The sequence below is a fragment of the Micromonospora sp. NPDC023737 genome (assembly GCF_040639715.1).
Classification (GTDB): Bacteria; Actinomycetota; Actinomycetes; order Mycobacteriales; family Micromonosporaceae; genus Micromonospora.
The window spans coordinates 41,335-55,937 of sequence record NZ_JBFAAL010000008.1 but is presented as its reverse complement, the minus strand read 5'-3'; the positions used below and the strand labels follow the sequence as shown (position 1 = coordinate 55,937).

At 69.0% G+C, this 14,603-nt stretch carries 16 protein-coding genes; 8 read left to right on the top strand and 8 right to left on the bottom strand.

All coding sequences use genetic code 11. From position 1 onward, the window contains the following. Positions 1–52 precede the first annotated feature (52 nt). Together AB0F98_RS18700 and AB0F98_RS18695 are read left to right on the top strand one after the other, a co-directional pair. Positions 53–1,780 carry an IlvD/Edd family dehydratase gene (locus tag AB0F98_RS18700; protein ID WP_357736754.1) on the top strand — a complete coding sequence of 576 codons (1,728 nt, stop codon included), beginning with the start codon at positions 53–55 and terminating at the stop codon, positions 1,778–1,780. Between the two features lie 39 nt (positions 1,781–1,819). Further along, on the top strand, positions 1,820–2,887 hold the full coding sequence (locus AB0F98_RS18695; protein ID WP_357736751.1) for a LacI family DNA-binding transcriptional regulator: 1,068 nt from the start codon (positions 1,820–1,822) through the stop codon (positions 2,885–2,887). A gap of 82 nt (positions 2,888–2,969) precedes the next feature. On the opposite strand, the gene AB0F98_RS18690 is transcribed toward AB0F98_RS18695, so the two are convergent. Continuing rightward, on the bottom strand, positions 2,970–3,686 hold the full coding sequence (locus AB0F98_RS18690) for an OBAP family protein (RefSeq protein WP_357736748.1): 717 nt from the start codon (positions 3,684–3,686) through the stop codon (positions 2,970–2,972). A 184-nt stretch (positions 3,687–3,870) separates the two neighbouring features. On the opposite strand from AB0F98_RS18690, the gene AB0F98_RS18685 reads away from it, so the two are divergent. Beyond that, positions 3,871–4,368: a YcxB family protein gene (locus AB0F98_RS18685; protein WP_357736745.1), complete on the top strand. Its 498-nt coding sequence runs from the start codon at positions 3,871–3,873 to the stop codon at positions 4,366–4,368. A 15-nt stretch (positions 4,369–4,383) separates the two neighbouring features. On the opposite strand, the gene AB0F98_RS18680 is transcribed toward AB0F98_RS18685, so the two are convergent. Continuing rightward, complete coding sequence (locus tag AB0F98_RS18680) at positions 4,384–5,274, bottom strand: LysR family transcriptional regulator (protein ID WP_357736742.1); 891 nt, start codon at positions 5,272–5,274, stop codon at positions 4,384–4,386. Between the two features lie 100 nt (positions 5,275–5,374). Between AB0F98_RS18680 and AB0F98_RS18675 the strand changes: the two genes are divergently transcribed. Continuing rightward, a complete protein-coding gene (locus AB0F98_RS18675) occupies positions 5,375–6,262 on the top strand; it encodes an NAD(P)H-binding protein (RefSeq protein WP_357736739.1) in 888 nt (295 codons plus the stop codon). A gap of 42 nt (positions 6,263–6,304) precedes the next feature. Here AB0F98_RS18675 and AB0F98_RS18670 read toward each other — a convergent pair whose 3' ends face one another. Next, positions 6,305–7,069, bottom strand: coding sequence for an MBL fold metallo-hydrolase (locus AB0F98_RS18670; protein WP_357736737.1), 765 nt, complete (start codon positions 7,067–7,069; stop codon positions 6,305–6,307). Positions 7,070–7,194: 125 nt separating this feature from the next. Next, positions 7,195–7,662, bottom strand: coding sequence for an NUDIX hydrolase (locus AB0F98_RS18665; protein ID WP_357736734.1), 468 nt, complete (start codon positions 7,660–7,662; stop codon positions 7,195–7,197). A gap of 168 nt (positions 7,663–7,830) precedes the next feature. Here AB0F98_RS18665 and AB0F98_RS18660 point away from each other — a divergent pair, with 168 nt between their 5' ends. Then, the gene (locus AB0F98_RS18660; protein WP_357736731.1) at positions 7,831–8,718 is read left to right on the top strand and encodes a hypothetical protein; all 888 of its coding nucleotides are present in this window, start codon (positions 7,831–7,833) and stop codon (positions 8,716–8,718) included. A gap of 413 nt (positions 8,719–9,131) precedes the next feature. Here the strand turns inward: AB0F98_RS18660 and AB0F98_RS18655 are convergent, their stop codons facing one another. After that, a complete protein-coding gene (locus AB0F98_RS18655; RefSeq protein WP_357736728.1) occupies positions 9,132–9,530 on the bottom strand; it encodes a hypothetical protein in 399 nt (132 codons plus the stop codon). Positions 9,531–9,681: 151 nt separating this feature from the next. After that, a complete protein-coding gene (locus tag AB0F98_RS18650; RefSeq protein WP_357736725.1) occupies positions 9,682–10,716 on the bottom strand; it encodes an aldo/keto reductase in 1,035 nt (344 codons plus the stop codon). A gap of 69 nt (positions 10,717–10,785) precedes the next feature. On the opposite strand from AB0F98_RS18650, the gene AB0F98_RS18645 reads away from it, so the two are divergent. Then, positions 10,786–11,655, top strand: coding sequence for a helix-turn-helix transcriptional regulator (locus tag AB0F98_RS18645; RefSeq protein ID WP_357736722.1), 870 nt, complete (start codon positions 10,786–10,788; stop codon positions 11,653–11,655). A 138-nt stretch (positions 11,656–11,793) separates the two neighbouring features. Beyond that, positions 11,794–12,216 (top strand): hypothetical protein, encoded by a 423-nt coding sequence (locus AB0F98_RS18640; RefSeq protein WP_357736719.1) that lies wholly within the window; start codon positions 11,794–11,796, stop codon positions 12,214–12,216. A gap of 235 nt (positions 12,217–12,451) precedes the next feature. Here the strand turns inward: AB0F98_RS18640 and AB0F98_RS18635 are convergent, their stop codons facing one another. Both AB0F98_RS18635 and AB0F98_RS18630 read right to left on the bottom strand, forming a co-directional pair. Continuing rightward, a complete protein-coding gene (locus AB0F98_RS18635; RefSeq protein ID WP_357736716.1) occupies positions 12,452–12,913 on the bottom strand; it encodes a tetratricopeptide repeat protein in 462 nt (153 codons plus the stop codon). 124 nt (positions 12,914–13,037) lie between these two features. After that, a complete protein-coding gene (locus AB0F98_RS18630) occupies positions 13,038–13,442 on the bottom strand; it encodes a MerR family transcriptional regulator (protein ID WP_357736713.1) in 405 nt (134 codons plus the stop codon). A 196-nt stretch (positions 13,443–13,638) separates the two neighbouring features. On the opposite strand from AB0F98_RS18630, the gene AB0F98_RS18625 reads away from it, so the two are divergent. After that, positions 13,639–14,568 (top strand): TIGR03619 family F420-dependent LLM class oxidoreductase, encoded by a 930-nt coding sequence (locus tag AB0F98_RS18625; RefSeq protein ID WP_357736710.1) that lies wholly within the window; start codon positions 13,639–13,641, stop codon positions 14,566–14,568. Positions 14,569–14,603: the final 35 nt, after the last annotated feature.

Genomic DNA, 14,603 nt, shown 5'->3' with positions numbered 1-14,603 from the left:
CACTTCTATCGCCGCGTACCCCCGCGGCCGCTCAGATCACGGAGGCGTGCTGATGACGACCACCGATCGACCGCTGCGCAGCGGGCAGTGGTTCGGCGCGGAAGGCCGCAACGGGTTCATCCATCGATCCTGGATGCGCAACCAGGGGTTCGCGGACGACGTCTTCGACGGTCGCCCGGTGATCGGCATCGCCACCACCTGGTCGGAGCTGACCCCCTGCAACGCCCACCTGCGAGACCTGGCCGAATCGGTGAAGCGGGGCGTCTGGGAGAGCGGCGGCCTGCCGCTGGAGTTCCCGGCGATGAGCCTCGGCGAACCCCTCATGCGACCGACGACCATGCTCTACCGCAACCTGCTGGCGATGGAGTTGGAGGAGTCGGTCCGCGCCAACCCGCTCGACGGGGTGATTCTGCTCTCCGGTTGCGACAAGACGACCCCCGGCCTGCTGATGGGGGCGGCGAGCGTCGACCTGCCGACCCTGATGATCACCGGTGGTCCGATGCTCAACGGCAAGTTCCGCAGCCAGGACATCGGCTCCGGCACCGTCGTCTGGCGCTTCACCGAGGAGATGCGGGCCGGCCGGATGACCGCGGCCGACTGCGCCGAGGCGGAGGTCGGCATGTCCCGCAGCCGCGGTCACTGCATGACCATGGGCACCGCCTCCACGATGGCCTGCGTGACCGAGGCTCTCGGCGTGCAACTGCCGGGGGCCGCCGCCGTGCCGGCGGTCGACTCCCGGAGGTACGCGCTCGCACATGCCGCCGGACGCCGGATCGTCGCCATGGTCAAGCAGGACCAACGTTTGTCCACTGTGCTCACCATGCGGGCGTTCGAGAATGCGATCCGGGTCAACGCCGCGATCGGCGGTTCCACCAACGCCGTCGTACACCTGCTCGCGATCGCCGGACGCCTCGGCGTACCCCTGTCGCTGGACGATTTCGACACCCTCACCGCGGACGTGCCCATGCTCGTCAACCTGATGCCGTCCGGGACGTACCTGATGGAGGACTTCGCCTACGCGGGCGGCGTTCCCGCGGTGATGAAGGAGATCGCTTCCCTGCTCCACCTGGATCACGTCACGGTCAGTGGGGAGAGCGTGGCCCAGAACATCAGCGGCGCCCAGTGCTGGAACCGCGAGGTGATCGGCACCATGGCCGAGCCGGTCCAGCCCGCCGGCTCCGGCACCGTGGTGCTGCGCGGGTCGCTCGCACCGTCCGGAGCGGTGCTGAAGGTCTCCGCCGCCTCCGCCCACCTCCTCAAGCACACCGGACCGGCACTCGTCTTCGACCGGATCGAGGACTACGTCGTCGCGGCCGACGATCCGGACCTCGATGTCACCCCCGACACGGTGATCGTCGTACGAAACGCCGGACCACGCGGCTATCCCGGTTTCCCGGAGGTGGGTAACGTGCCCATGCCACGGCGGCTGCTCGCCGACGGTGTCACCGACATGGTGCGGATCTCCGACGCCCGGATGAGCGGCACCGGGTATGGAACCTGCATCCTGCACGTGGCCCCAGAGGCGTCGGTGGGCGGCCCGCTCGCGCTCGTACGCACCGGCGACCAGGTCCGGGTCGACGTTCCAGCCCGGCGCCTGGACCTACTGGTCGACGACACGGAACTCGCCCAACGCCGCTCCACCTGGCAGCCACCACAACCGGTCGCCGACCGGGGCTGGGTACGGCTGTACAGCGAGCACGTCCTGCAGGCCGACCAGGGCGCGGACCTCGACTTCCTCGTCGGCGGCAGCGGCAGCGCCGTGCCCCGTCACTCACACTGACCACCCGCGGAACTCACGAGCCCACGAGGAACTGATCCCATGGGAGAACGGATGGCCCGCCAGGGCGGGTTTCGTAAGGCGGCAGCCACCGCGGCCGCCGCTCGGCCACCGGTCATGGCCGACGTCGCTCGCCTCGCGGGCGTATCGCACCAGACGGTGTCGCGGGTCATCAACGGCGCGCCCAGTATCCGGCAGGAGACGCGGCAGCGGGTCCTCGAGGCCATCGAACGGCTCGGCTACCGCCCCAACATCGCCGCCCGGGCGCTGGTCCGCGGACGCTCCGGAATGATCGGAATCATCGGCACGGCCAGGACACTGTTCGGTCCGACGAGCATCCACCGGAGCGTCGAGGATGCCGCGCGCGCCGCCGGCTACTTCGCCACCTCCGTGAGCCTGTCGGAGGTGACGTTGCACGCCCTCATCGACGCCACCGAACACCTGATGCGTGTCGGGGTGGAAGGCGTCGTGATGATCGCCAGCAACGACGAGGCTCTCGACGTGGTGCGGATGACCCGCACCGGCGTTCCCTTCGTCGTCGTGGAGGGCGATCTGTCCAGGGCCACCGTCACCGTCGGCGTCGACCAGGTGCTCGGCGCCCGCCTGGCCACCGACCACCTCCTTCAGCTCGGGCACCGCGAGATCGTGCACGTGAGCGGCCCACTCGACTGGGCGGAGGCCCGCGCCCGCATCGAAGGCTGGCGCCGAACGATGACCGAAGCGGGCCTACGCCCGCCCGAGCCGGTTCAGGGTGACTGGAGCGCCCACAGCGGTTATGTCGCCGGGTTGCGGATCTGCGAGATGCGCGGGACCACCGCGGTGTTCGCCGCCAACGACCAGATGGCGATCGGCGTGCTCCGGGCGTTGCACGAGCGCGGCCGACGGGTGCCGCAGGACATCTCCCTCGCCGGATTCGACGACGTCCCGGAAGCGGCATACCTCGTCCCGCCGTTGACCACCATCCAACAGGACTTCGACGCCGTGGGCCGCCGCGCCATCACGGCCGTCACCCAGGCGATCAACGGAACGAAGCCGCAGCCCTTGCCGCTGGTCGTCCCGAAGCTGGTCGTACGGCAGAGCACCACCCGCCCGCCCACGACCGAGACGTGATCACGCGGGGGGCGGGTCCGCTTCGACGGACATGAGGGAAGCACCGAGCAGCCACGTCCGTGTGAGCCGCGAGTCCCGCCGGTCAAATGGTCTCGGAGCGGTCCACCACTGCGGCGAGTGGGGTGCCGTCCGGGAAGGCCCGGTCGAGCAGCGCCACCCCGTCCTGCGGGTGCGCGCGGTCCACCAGGCCGGAGCGCGAGGAGAGTTTCTCCATGCGGTCGACTCCCATGGCCTCGTTGCGGTGCTGTTCCAGGGCCGGGTCGCACTGCCCGTCGCGGTTGAACGACCACATCAGCATCGGGTCACCGAACGGCAGCATGTCGCCCGGACCGGTGTCGAGCCGGCCGGTGTGCCAGGTGTGCCAGGTTTTCCCATAGCTGTTCATCAGCATCGCCATGAGCGCCCGCTCGGCCGGCTCCGGCAGGCCTGGTGCGATCAGGGAACCGCCGAGCACCTCGTAGTTGTGCGGGTGCCAGTAGTGGCGTTCGTCCTCGGGCAGCGTCCCGTACAGCCGCTCCGAGACGATGTACTCGACACCGATGAGGTTCGCCTCGGCGGTGTTGCCGTCGAACAGCACGCACTGCAGGAAGTCGTCGTTGACCTGACGGCAGTAGTGGTGCGCCTCCATCTGCATCGACGGGTCGTCCTTCGCCGGATGGAAACCGACGACGTACGCGTCGAAGCCCTTCAGCGGCGCCGTCTCCTGCATGACCTTGGCGCCGAGGTTCAGCCCCTGGTGCCAGAGACCGGTCGACGCCCCAGGCGGCCGCACCGGGCTGTCGCGGCGGTGTCTCTCCACGATCCGCTCCCGTCCTCGCCGCTCGGCAGGTCCTTCCTGACGCTAAGTCGTCCGTCGGCTCCGCCGGTGGCGTTCGCCGGCCAGATCCCACGAAGGGACCCGTGTTCGAGCAGCTGCACGCGATCTGACCGGTGGGGCGCGTCAGGCGCCGCACCGAGTCGGGTGGGCGCACTATCGTTCTGGCGTGCACATCCGCTTTGACGTCCCGGCCGATCCCACCTACCCGGGCCGCGTGGCCGCCGCGCTCAGCAGTGTCCGGCTACGCAAGTACGGCTACATCGGCGCGGTGCTGGCGGCGGTCGGGGCGATAGGCTTCGCCGTCTCGCGGGGGTTCGCGTGGGGCGACCGGGTGACAGCGCTGTGCACGGCGTTGGTCGTGGGTGGCCTGCTGTCGATGCTGTACGCGCCGTGGGTGCGGTTGCGTGCCCGGCGCCGCTCCAGTCGCTACGCCGTCCAGGGCGCCTACGACATCACCGACGACAACATCATGATGCGCAGCGGTTCGGAGTCCGGCGGTATCGCCTGGGACGGGGTCGCCCAGGTGCGGGACACCCCTGAGTTCTGGATCGTGTACGTCGGCCGGATGCCGGCGACCGTGATCCCACGCAGCTTGATGTCCGCCGAGGACGCCGAGACGTTGCGTGCCTATATGGCCGAGCGTGGGCTGCTCCAACGTCGGTGAACTCGGTTGCCGCGATCACCTCACGGCGGGCTGACCAGCGGCCGACGATTCGTCGACCATGGTGGTGTCTGCGATCTCCTTGACGGTGCGCACGAAGGCCGCCACCGCAGGTGAGCGCGACTCGGCCGGCCAGGCCACCGCCAGCGTCGTCGGCTCGAGTCCGTCCACGGGTCGATAGGCGATGTTGGGGCGGGGGAAGCGCCGGGCCACCCAGTCCGGCAGGAACCAGACGATGTTTCCGACTTCGACCAGGTTGAAGATCTGCGACAGGTCCAGTCTGCTCCGCCAGTTCGCGGGCGGCTGCTGCGTACGGCCCGTCTCGGCCGGCGTACCGTCCGGGAGCCGCCGCCCGGCCAGGTCGGACAGCCGTACGGTCGCCCGCGCGGCCAGCGGGTCGGTGGCCGCCAGCGCTACCAGACGCGGACCTGTCACCAGCGGTTCCGTGTCCAGTCCACCCCCGTCGAACGGCGTCGGCACCAGTGCCACGTCGGCACGCCCGTCACGCAGCGCCGGAACCTGTTCGCCGTGCCCACCGAGAAGCAACTCGACCGGCAGGGTCCGGTACGCATCCATGATCTTCGGCAGCAGCCCGGCGTCGTAGTCGGCCTTCAACGCCAGCCGCAGCGTCGGTACTGGCCGCCCGGCGTGGCGGGCCCGGTGTTCCGCCGCGGCGACCGCGTCCAGCGCCACCCGGGCGTCGGCCAGCAGCGTCTCCCCGGCCGACGTGAGCGCGACCTGCCGCGTCGTGCGAATCAGCAGCTGCACGCCGAGCTGCCGCTCCAGATCGCGGATCGCACGGGACAGCGGCGGCTGTGCCATGCCCAGCCGCGCGGCGGCCCGCCCGAAGTGCCGTTCCTCGGCCACCGCCACGAAGTAGCGCAGCTGCCGCGTCTCCAGACCACTCATACCGTCAGGGTATCAATCGGGACGGAAGCGATCCTTCCGCCGAGCACCCGACCGGCGTTCACTGGACCGCGTCAAGTTCGATACCGAATCGAGGAAAGACATGATCGTGGTTACCGCGCCGACCGGCAACATCGGCAGTCGGCTGGTGCAGGATCTGCTCGACGCCGACACGTCGGTCCGCGTCGTGGTCCGGGACCCGGCGCGGCTCGCGCCGGGCATCGCCGAGCGGGTCGAGATCGTGCACGGCTCCCACAGCGACCCTGCCGTCGTGGCCGAAGCGTTCGCCGGCGCTGACGCCGTCTTCTGGCTCGTGGCGGCCGACCCGCGCGCCGACGATGTCGACGCCGCGTACTCGGGCTTCACGCGCCCGGTGCTCGAAGCGTTCACGGCGCGGGGCGTCGGGCGGGTGGTCGGTATCTCGGCGTTGGGTCGGGGCACACCGGTCGCCGGGCACGCCGGTCACGTCACCGCGACGCTGGCCATGGATGACCTGATCGCTGACACCGGCGTGCCGTACCGGGCGCTGACCATGCCGTCCTTCATGGACAACACGCGGTGGCAGGCCGGCCCGATCGCGGCCGAGGGCGTGTTCCACGGCCCTAATCTGCCCAACCTGCCCGCACCGATGGTCGCCACCCGGGACATTGCCGCGGTCGCCGCCCGGCTGCTACGCGACGACACCTGGACCGGGTTCGACGAGGTGCCGGTGCTCGGCCCGCAGGACCTCACCTACGACGAGATGGCCGCGATCATCTCCGACGTGCTCAGCCGACCGGTGCGCTACCAGCAGATCCCGGGCGAGGTGTACAAGGCGAACATGATGCGGGCCGGCTATTCCGAGCCGATGGCCCAGGCCCTGCTCGACATGGCTCTCGCCAAGAACAACGGCCTGGACAACGGCGTCGCGCGTACGGCGCGGACCAGCACTCCGACCACGTTCCGCCAGTGGTGCACCGATGTGCTGAAGCCGGCCATCGACTCGATGTAGGCACCCACCCGCCGGTTGCCGCTCATAGGGCGCGATGCGGATTCACGACCTCTGCGAAGGCTGCGGCGTCAGGAGGCGGTCGGCCAGGCCGGCGGCGGTGAACGCGGCACGGACGTCGGCGAGGCCCTCGGTGAAGTGGGACCAGCTGTCGATGTGGGCGGGGACCACGGTCGACGCGCCGAGGATCCTGGTCGCCTCCACCATCTCGTTCGCGTCGAGGGTCAGGTTCGCGTCTCCGGCCAGCGGGGTCCGGGCGGCGCCCCCGAACAGGATCGCGACGTCGATGTCCGGGAACCGAGTGGCGATCTCCCTGACCACCCGCAGCGAGGCGTTGTCGCCGCTGACGTACACCGTGGGCACCCCGTCGCCGCTCAGGACGAACCCGGTGACCGGGCCGGTCAGGTGGTCCGTGCCGTCGGGTCCGTGCTGGGCGGGGACGGCGGTGACCCGCAGATTGCCGGCGCCGTCCGGCCGCGGCAGGTCGATGTGCGTGAAGGTCGGCAGCGCGCGGGCGGGCGAGCCCAGCCGCTCGGCGGCGGTGGTGGTGCACAGCACCAGCGGCACGGTGGCGCAGAAGTCGCGGCCCGCGGCGTCGAGGTTGTCCGGGTGCTGGTCGTGGGAGAGCAGGACAACGTCGACCGGGCCGGCATCGGCGGGTGTGCCGGCCGCCGCGGCGGTCTTGGTCAAGGTACGGCTACCGATCGGGTACTCGCCCGGGGCGTCGAACGTGGGGTCGGTGATGAAGATGAGGCCCCCGAGGTTGAATGTCACGGTTGGGCCGCCGAAGAGGCGGATCGCAAGGCTCATGTTGGCAAGTATGCGGCCCGTCGATCCTGCCCGGGAGCGGCCGGAAAGTAGTCCTCCGACACATTCGAGCTGTTACGCCACTGCTCCCGGACCGGTTCGGCGACGCCGGCGCCGGCATCGCGGTCTCAGTGCTGAATCAGACCGCCGACCGGGACGGGAGCGACGTGGCCGGTGGCCGGTAGGGTCTGCGCCAGTGCGAGACCGACGTCGACCAGCGAGGATCGGCGCAGGCGAGCCACGTCGGGTATCGGAGTCCAGACCGACTCGGCGACATCGCCGTTCACCTCGGGACGGAGGGTGCCACCGGTGACACGGACTCGATAGAAGATGCCCACGTTCTGGTGCTCGATCCCCAGCAACGCCTCAGCGGCGGGAATCACCCTCGAGTCCACGCCCAGCAGGCGCTCCACCAAGGCGTCGTAGCCGGTCTCTTCGGCGACCTCCCGGATCACCGCATCGAACGGATCCTCCGTGTGCTCGACCTTGCCGCCAGGAAGAGTCCAGTGAGCGTCGCCCGTCGGTGACACGCAATGGGCGAGCAGTACCCGCTCGTCCTCGATGCACACGGCGTATGCCGCCAGCCGGAAACTCAACTAGCACCCCCGGCGGACCCTACCCGAGCGCGCTCTCGGTGTCGCGGGCCGGCCATCACGGGCGCGAGCCGGAACCCGACAGCCATCGAGTTGGGGCGGCAGATCCGCCGCTGATAGTGCTGGCCGGCGTTCTGGAGCCGGTCGCTGCCAACCCGTACGATCTCGGCCGTGCACACGACCCCGCACCCTCCCCTTGATATGGATGCCGTCTTCCCGCAGCTGCGTGCGCTCGCGCGGACCACCACCCGGCTGCATCCACGAAAGGGCTCGCCGTCGGAGGAGCAGAGCTCCGTCGGCGGCCCGCTGTTGTGGCCGGCGAACGAGCCTTGGCCGACCTGTGACGGCATTGGCCTGGACGACCACCCGGCCGAGGCTGGGGTGCCGCTCGTGCCGGTCTTGCAACTGGTCGCCGACGACGTGCCCGACCTGCCGTTCCCCGAGGGCTCCGACGTGCTGCAGGTGTTGTGGTGCCCGTTCGACCATGATCCCTGGAGCGCTCCGCTTCCACGCCTGCGGTGGCGGCGACGATCAGCGATCGGCCCGCGACTGGCGACGATGCCGGCCCCGCCCGAGGACGCCGAGGCGTGGTATGTGCCCGACCCGTGCGTCGTCGATCCCGAGCGGGTGGTCGAGTATCCGTCGTACGACCTGCCACGCGAGGTGTGGTCACAGATCCTGGAAGCGGCACGGCGGGTCGAGGCAGACCACGGCTGGGAGTACGACAGCGACCTGGCGGTCGCCCCCGGGATCAAGGTCGGCGGCTACCCCGGCTGGACGCAGTCGCCTGACTGGCCGGTTTGCCTGTGCGGCAGCCGGATGGAGCATCTGCTCACCATCGCCACCTGGGAGTTCAGCCGGGGCGACGAGCGACGTTGGGTCCCGCTGGAGGATCGGCCCGCAATGGTCGGCTGGGGCTTCGACAGCCCCGATGACCATCCGTGGCGGTCGCTCCAGAATCCGACAGGATTGATGCTCGGCGACGCCGGAGGCATCTACATCTTCGTCTGCACGACATGCCCGGAGCGTCCCTACGACCACCGATTCGACTGCTCCTGACCGGACGGGATCACCGACGACACTGATCTGTGGCGTCTTGGCCGGGCACTCAGGTATCGCCGCCCTGACAAGATCGCTGGGGAAGTAGAGCCATCGCAATACATGTGGTCCGTCGGTCACGTGGCGGCCGCATGTTCGGGGTCCGAGCCGACGGTGACGACGACGTACCGTTCCTCGGAATGGCTGCTCCCGCGAGTTCGGCTACGCGTCGTCTTTTCGCGCTCCGGGTTGGCTTGGGATGTTGGCGGCTCTGTGGGCCGAGTGACGTTTGCGTACGGGTCGCTGGTCACCATCGCCACGGTTGCCCTGAACGGTCGTGCAACGGGACCGAACGGAACTCAACCCAGTCCCGCCCACCCAGGTCAAAGGGCAACCGTCAGAGGCGGGCGCTGCGATGGCTGCTGGTGTCCAGATCAGCTGAGGGTCGATATGCGCGGTGCGAGGCTTCGGATCGCGCTCACCACGTAGAGCGGCACCACGGGTAGGAACACCACCCCGATGCCGAGCGCCAGCAACAGCCCCCAGCCGCAGATGACGGCCGCCGCGATGAGGTCGGCGATCCCGGCGGAGCGAGCGGAACGCTTGGCCAGCAGTGGAACCGTCGCCGCGAGGACCGGCACACCGAGTAGATAGCCTGCCGCCGCTCCGGAATCCTGCACGGTCCACGGGGTCAGAACGGCGGCGACCAGCACGGTGATCACCAGGCCAGCCAGGCGGATGAGCCGTTGGGCGGCTGCGGGCCGGCGGATCAGCAGCAGGAGACCGACCGCCGCAACGGCCGCGAGAGCACCCAGCGTCACGAAACTGGTCATTGCCCCTCCCAGATCGCGTAGCGCTGGTCTAGGCAGTCCTGGTGGCCGTGCTGGTCACGATAGCGGGCCTTCTGGAGCGGTGGCACCACCCACATCGCCACTGCTGACGTGAACCTTGAGGCAAGACGTGCCGCCGGGCCGGCAGGACCCGCTAGTAGCGGGCGCCCACGACCCGACCGGCCAGATCGTCGAGGGCTCCGATGTCTTCCGCTGTGAGCTGCACTTGCAGAGCGGCCGCGTTCTGTTCGATCCATGACACCCGCTTGGTGCCGGGGATCGGCACCACCGGGATGCCCAGTTTCTCGCTGCGGGCGGCGACCCACGCGATTGCCACCTGGGCCGCTGCGACGCCCCTGCGTTCCGCGATCCGCCTGACCTCGTCGGCGATGGCCTGGTTTGCTGCCGCCGCTTCGTCGGTGAAGCGGGCCAGGCGGCGGCGCCCGTCGCTCGGAGCGAGGTGAGCAGGGTCGACGGTCCCGGTGAGGAACCCCCGGCCCAGTGGCGAGTAGGCAACGAGACCGACCCCCAGTTCCCGAGCCGCCTCGGCCACCACCGTCTCGGGGTCGCGCGTCCAGAGCGAGTACTCGCTTTGCACGGCTGCGATCGGGTGGATTCTGTGCGCCGCGCGCAACTGATCGCCGGTGACCTCGGATAGGCCGATGTGACGTACCTTGCCCTCTTGGACGAGTTCGGCGAGGGCGCCGACCGAGTCCTCGAAGGGCACCTCGGGGTCCACCCGATGTAGATAGAACAGGTCGATGTAATCGGTTCCGAGCCTCAGCAGCGAGGCGTCGGCAGCGGCCTTGATGGCGTCAGGGTCGTTCCTGATGACGACCTTGCCGCGCGCCGCGGTGAGGTCCATGCCGAACTTGGTGGCCAGTTGCACCTCCTCGCGCCGGCCGGCGATCGCCCTTCCGACGAGCACCTCGTTGTGGCCGATGCCGTACGCGGCGGCAGTGTCGATCAGAGTGACGCCGAGATCCAGTGCCCGCCGGATTGTGGCGATGGACTCGGCCCAGTCGGCTGCCCCGTAGACGGAGCTCATGCCCATGCAGCCGAGCCCTTCCGCGGAGACGGTGAGGCCGCCGAGCGAGACACTTTTCATATTATCCACCCGTCTGCGAAGTACGTAACGATCGCTGGTGAGGCTGACCGTCCCCAGAATCGTCCTTCTGAATTCGCGCAAACAGGTCCCCGACTTCCTGGGAACAGCAGGGACAGTCACCGAGCGCAGCGGCAACCTACTGTTGTGAGAATGGAGGAGCGGGCCAACGCGTTCGGTGAGTTTCTACGTGCCCGACGCGAACGGCTGCGGCCCGAGGATGCGGGCCTGCCAACGACGGGATACCGCCGTACTCCGGGATTGCGTCGCGAAGAGGTCGCACTGCTCGCCGGTATCAGCACCGACTACTACCTGCGCCTGGAGCAGGGACGCGACCGGACGCCGTCCGCACAGGTGCTGGACGCCCTCGCCCGGGTCCTTCAACTCGACGTGGACGAAACGACCTATCTTTACGCCCTCACCCAGGCCCGCCCCAAGCGTGCCCCGCAGGTACGCGTCGAAAAGGTACCTGCCGGCACGCTCCGCCTGCTCGACGCGCTGCCCATGCCCGCATTCGTCGAGGACCGTTACCTGACAGTGCTCGCCGCGAACCAACTGGCCCAAGCCTTGTCGCCAAACATGCGTACCGGCGTCAACCGGCTGGCCGCCGCGTTCCTCGACCCGCGCGACCGGGAACTGCACGACGACTGGGAGCAGGCCACCGCCGCCGCCGTGGGCCAGCTGCGCGCCGTCATGGGCACCGAAACGACGGATCCTCGCATGGTGGCCCTCGTCGGCGAGCTCTCCCTCAAGAGCGAACGCTTCAGACGGCTTTGGGAGCGGCAGGACATCGTCCGGCGCACCAGCAGCCAGGCTCGCCTGCACCATCCTGAAGTCGGTGATCTCAAGTTGTACCGGGAGAAGTTGATCGTCGCCGGTACCGACGATCAAGTCCTCGTGATCTATCACGCCGAACCTGGCACACCCTCAGAGCAGGCGCTCGCCCTGCTGGGCAGCATTGCCGTCAGTGCGGAACACACAGCGAACCCCGCCCAGCCCGACGAACCAGGCCTACCGAGGTGAACCATCAACGCCGCGAGGACGACCGGACTACGACCTGCTCCGGGGGAGAGGTGTCGTGAGCGCCGAAGGACGGTGACGCGGTGAGCCGTCGTGTCGCCCCGCCTGGCCTCACTTGCCTGTCGTCTATATCGTGCGAGCGTGGATCGCCGACCTGCGGCGCCGTGGGCGCCAGGCGCCGTCGCGCTGCTGACGGTGGCATGGCTCATCGGCGCGCTGGTGCTGCTCGGGTGGATCTTCAGCATCGGCCTCGAGGGCTGGGCGGACCAGCACAGCGACCAGGGCGCCGGTGCCGACGTACTGGCACGTAAGGCGAACGTGGCACTGCTGCTCTTGGCCGCCGAGGTGGTGGCCGGCCCGGCAGTGATCGCCGTCGTGGCCCGCGGCGGGCTGTTGCGCCGGACCGCCGCTGTCTACCTGGTCATCGCGCTCGGTCTGGGCGTAGTCGCCGTTCCGGTCGCCGCCGGAGCGTACCGGGAGCTCGTCCCGGCCCCGCCTTCCCCTCCACCGCCCACGATCTGCCAGGAGCACAGCGGCGGCGATACCCGCTGCCCCGGCGGGTAGCCGTATTCCGAAGGCTGAGCGCCACCTCGAACGCCCTGCCAGGGAGCCGGTCCCCGCGGCGTCCAGACCTGCCGCAACTCGCGCGTCGAGCAGCGTCGATATTCGACTCGTCCGAGCATTCGGGGCAGGGCAGCAGTGGGCGGAAGGAGGGGGACTCGTCGCGGCCGCCCGCCGGTTGATCCGGGGCGTCGCGCGGCGACGCCGCCCGCGGCTGATTCTCTTCCGTAGAGCGCGGCTACTCGGAGGTCAGCTGCTGCACCATCCGGTCCATGCCGCTCTTGATCAGCTGCGCGTACTCGTCATCGCCGAGCGCGCCGATTCCCGCCTGCGCACGCTGGAGGTGCTCGCGGGCACGGTCGAGATCACCGAGCTTGCGGTAGCACTCTGCCAGGTTGAGGTGCAACGACGGATACAGGCCGGCCACCGGCAGCGTCACCCCGGCCTGCGCTACCCGGGTGTCGGTGAGCAGGTCGGCCGCCGCCAGTGCTCGCTGGTCCCAGATCAGCTCCTGGTGGACGTCGTCCTGCACATCGGCCATCGCGTGCGCGAGGACGCAAATGTGCAGGGGATCGCCTTGTTGCCCGCCGATCTCATCCCAGATCTGCGCGAACAGGTCGCGCGCAGCCTCACGCTGGCCCTGGTGATGATGCAACTGCACCGCTTCGTTGATCCGGACGAGCGTTGCGTCACTGATCATCGGCTGCTCCTGGGGGAACTCGTCTCGCAGCGCTGACTCAACTCATGCGTGCCGCGAGTCCTTGGCGGGTCTGATGCCTCTGCCGGCCGACGTGGGCATCTCAGCTCACCGCCATGATGATGCCTCAGTCACACCGGGCAGGCGATAGCTGCGGCGTGTCGCCGCCGCAACGAACTTTGAGCACCGTCTCGAGGTAGTCGGCGATCGCGTCCCGGTTGCGGGTCAGGCACTCAATGCGTTCGGACAGCCGAGCTTGTTCGCGTTGCAGTGTGTCGACCATTTCGGGTGTCACGTCGGGGACGTAGATGGTCTGCGGCTTGTCCAGGCACGGCAGGAGCTCCCGAATGATTCGGGTCGGCAGTCCGGCATCGAGCAGTCCCTTGATCTGCTGCACGACGTACACGTGTGGCTCTTGGTACTCGCGGTAACCGTTGATGCCGCGGCTGGGTGTGATCAGCCCCTGCTCCTCGTAGTAGCGCAGCAGCCGCCGGGACGTGCCCGTACGCTCCGCGAGCTCGCCGATTTTCATGTGCCCAAACCTACATTGACCTTCACATCGGTGTGAGGGTTGAGACTTGGCGGGTGGACCGAGAACGGCGGAAATATGTGCTATGTCCGGTCGCGGGGCCGTCCCTGCGACAGGGCTCACCCCGTGCCGCGGCGGCCACAACGACGGACTACACCGGAGGTTCCAGATGAAGCTCGGACTTCGGCTGCCCCAACGATTGGGCGTCGACCTACGGCACGACCTGGTCGAAGCGGCCAGAACGGCAGAAGCAGCCGGCTATGCCAGTTTGTGGACCTATGAGCGGTTGCTGTTTCCCGAGGCGCCCGCCGACCCGTACGCCGGGGCGCCCGAGATGCCGTGGCCGGAGAGCCAGCGGCAGGCGGCCGACCCGCTTGCAGTCCTCACGGCAGCGGCGGTGGCGACCGAAAGGGTGCGCCTCGGTACCTCTGTGCTGATCGCTGCACTCCACGCTCCGGTCCAGTTGGCGAAGGAGCTGGCCACGATCGATCAGATCAGCGGTGGCCGCCTGGTCGCGGGTCTGGGCGCAGGCTGGTCCACCGACGAGTTCCGGGCCACCGGCGCGACCGGAGCGGACCGCGGCCGCTACCTCGACGAGACGCTGGACGTGTTCGATGCCGTGTGGGGGCCGGATCCGGTGACCGTCCGGGGCCCTCGCGTTGCCATCGACCGTGCCTCGGTGCTGCCCAAGCCAGTGTCGAAGATCCCCGTGATGTTGGGCGGCGGTGGCAGCAACATCGGCCGCGACACCAAGTCCAAGGCCGTGGAACGCATAGCCCGACGCGCAGACGGCTGGCTGCCGTTCCTCGGCACCCCCGGGCCGGCTGGAGCCGCAGAACTGCGTGCGAGCTGGGACCGTATCCGGGAGATGGCCGCTGGCTATGGCCGGGACACGAGCCGGATGGAGATGATCGTGGTAGGAAACGTGACCTTCACCGACCGTCCGGCCGGACCTGGCCGAGCCCCGTTCGTCGGCACCCTCGACCAGATCATGGACGATGTCCGAACGGCCGCCGAGGCTGGCGCAGACGAGCTCATCGTGGATCTGAATCTGCAGGACTGGTTCACCAGCACCAAGCAGATGCTCGAGATGGCGGTGGAGATCCGCGAACGGGCCGCAGCCTCGTGACCGATGTCCGACGACGGACCCGGGGAACGGCTGAT

Coding starts and splice junctions, on each gene's coding strand:
- AB0F98_RS18695 (WP_357736751.1), top strand. CDS start 1,820: ATGGGAGAACGGATGGCCCGCCAGGGCGGGTTTCGTAAGGCGGCAGCC.
- AB0F98_RS18645 (WP_357736722.1), top strand. CDS start 10,786: ATGGAGGAGCGGGCCAACGCGTTCGGTGAGTTTCTACGTGCCCGACGC.
- AB0F98_RS18680 (WP_357736742.1), bottom strand. CDS start 5,274: ATGAGTGGTCTGGAGACGCGGCAGCTGCGCTACTTCGTGGCGGTGGCC.
- AB0F98_RS18700 (WP_357736754.1), top strand. CDS start 53: ATGACGACCACCGATCGACCGCTGCGCAGCGGGCAGTGGTTCGGCGCG.
- AB0F98_RS18635 (WP_357736716.1), bottom strand. CDS start 12,913: ATGATCAGTGACGCAACGCTCGTCCGGATCAACGAAGCGGTGCAGTTG.
- AB0F98_RS18670 (WP_357736737.1), bottom strand. CDS start 7,069: ATGAGCCTTGCGATCCGCCTCTTCGGCGGCCCAACCGTGACATTCAAC.
- AB0F98_RS18630 (WP_357736713.1), bottom strand. CDS start 13,442: ATGAAAATCGGCGAGCTCGCGGAGCGTACGGGCACGTCCCGGCGGCTG.
- AB0F98_RS18675 (WP_357736739.1), top strand. CDS start 5,375: ATGATCGTGGTTACCGCGCCGACCGGCAACATCGGCAGTCGGCTGGTG.
- AB0F98_RS18655 (WP_357736728.1), bottom strand. CDS start 9,530: ATGACCAGTTTCGTGACGCTGGGTGCTCTCGCGGCCGTTGCGGCGGTC.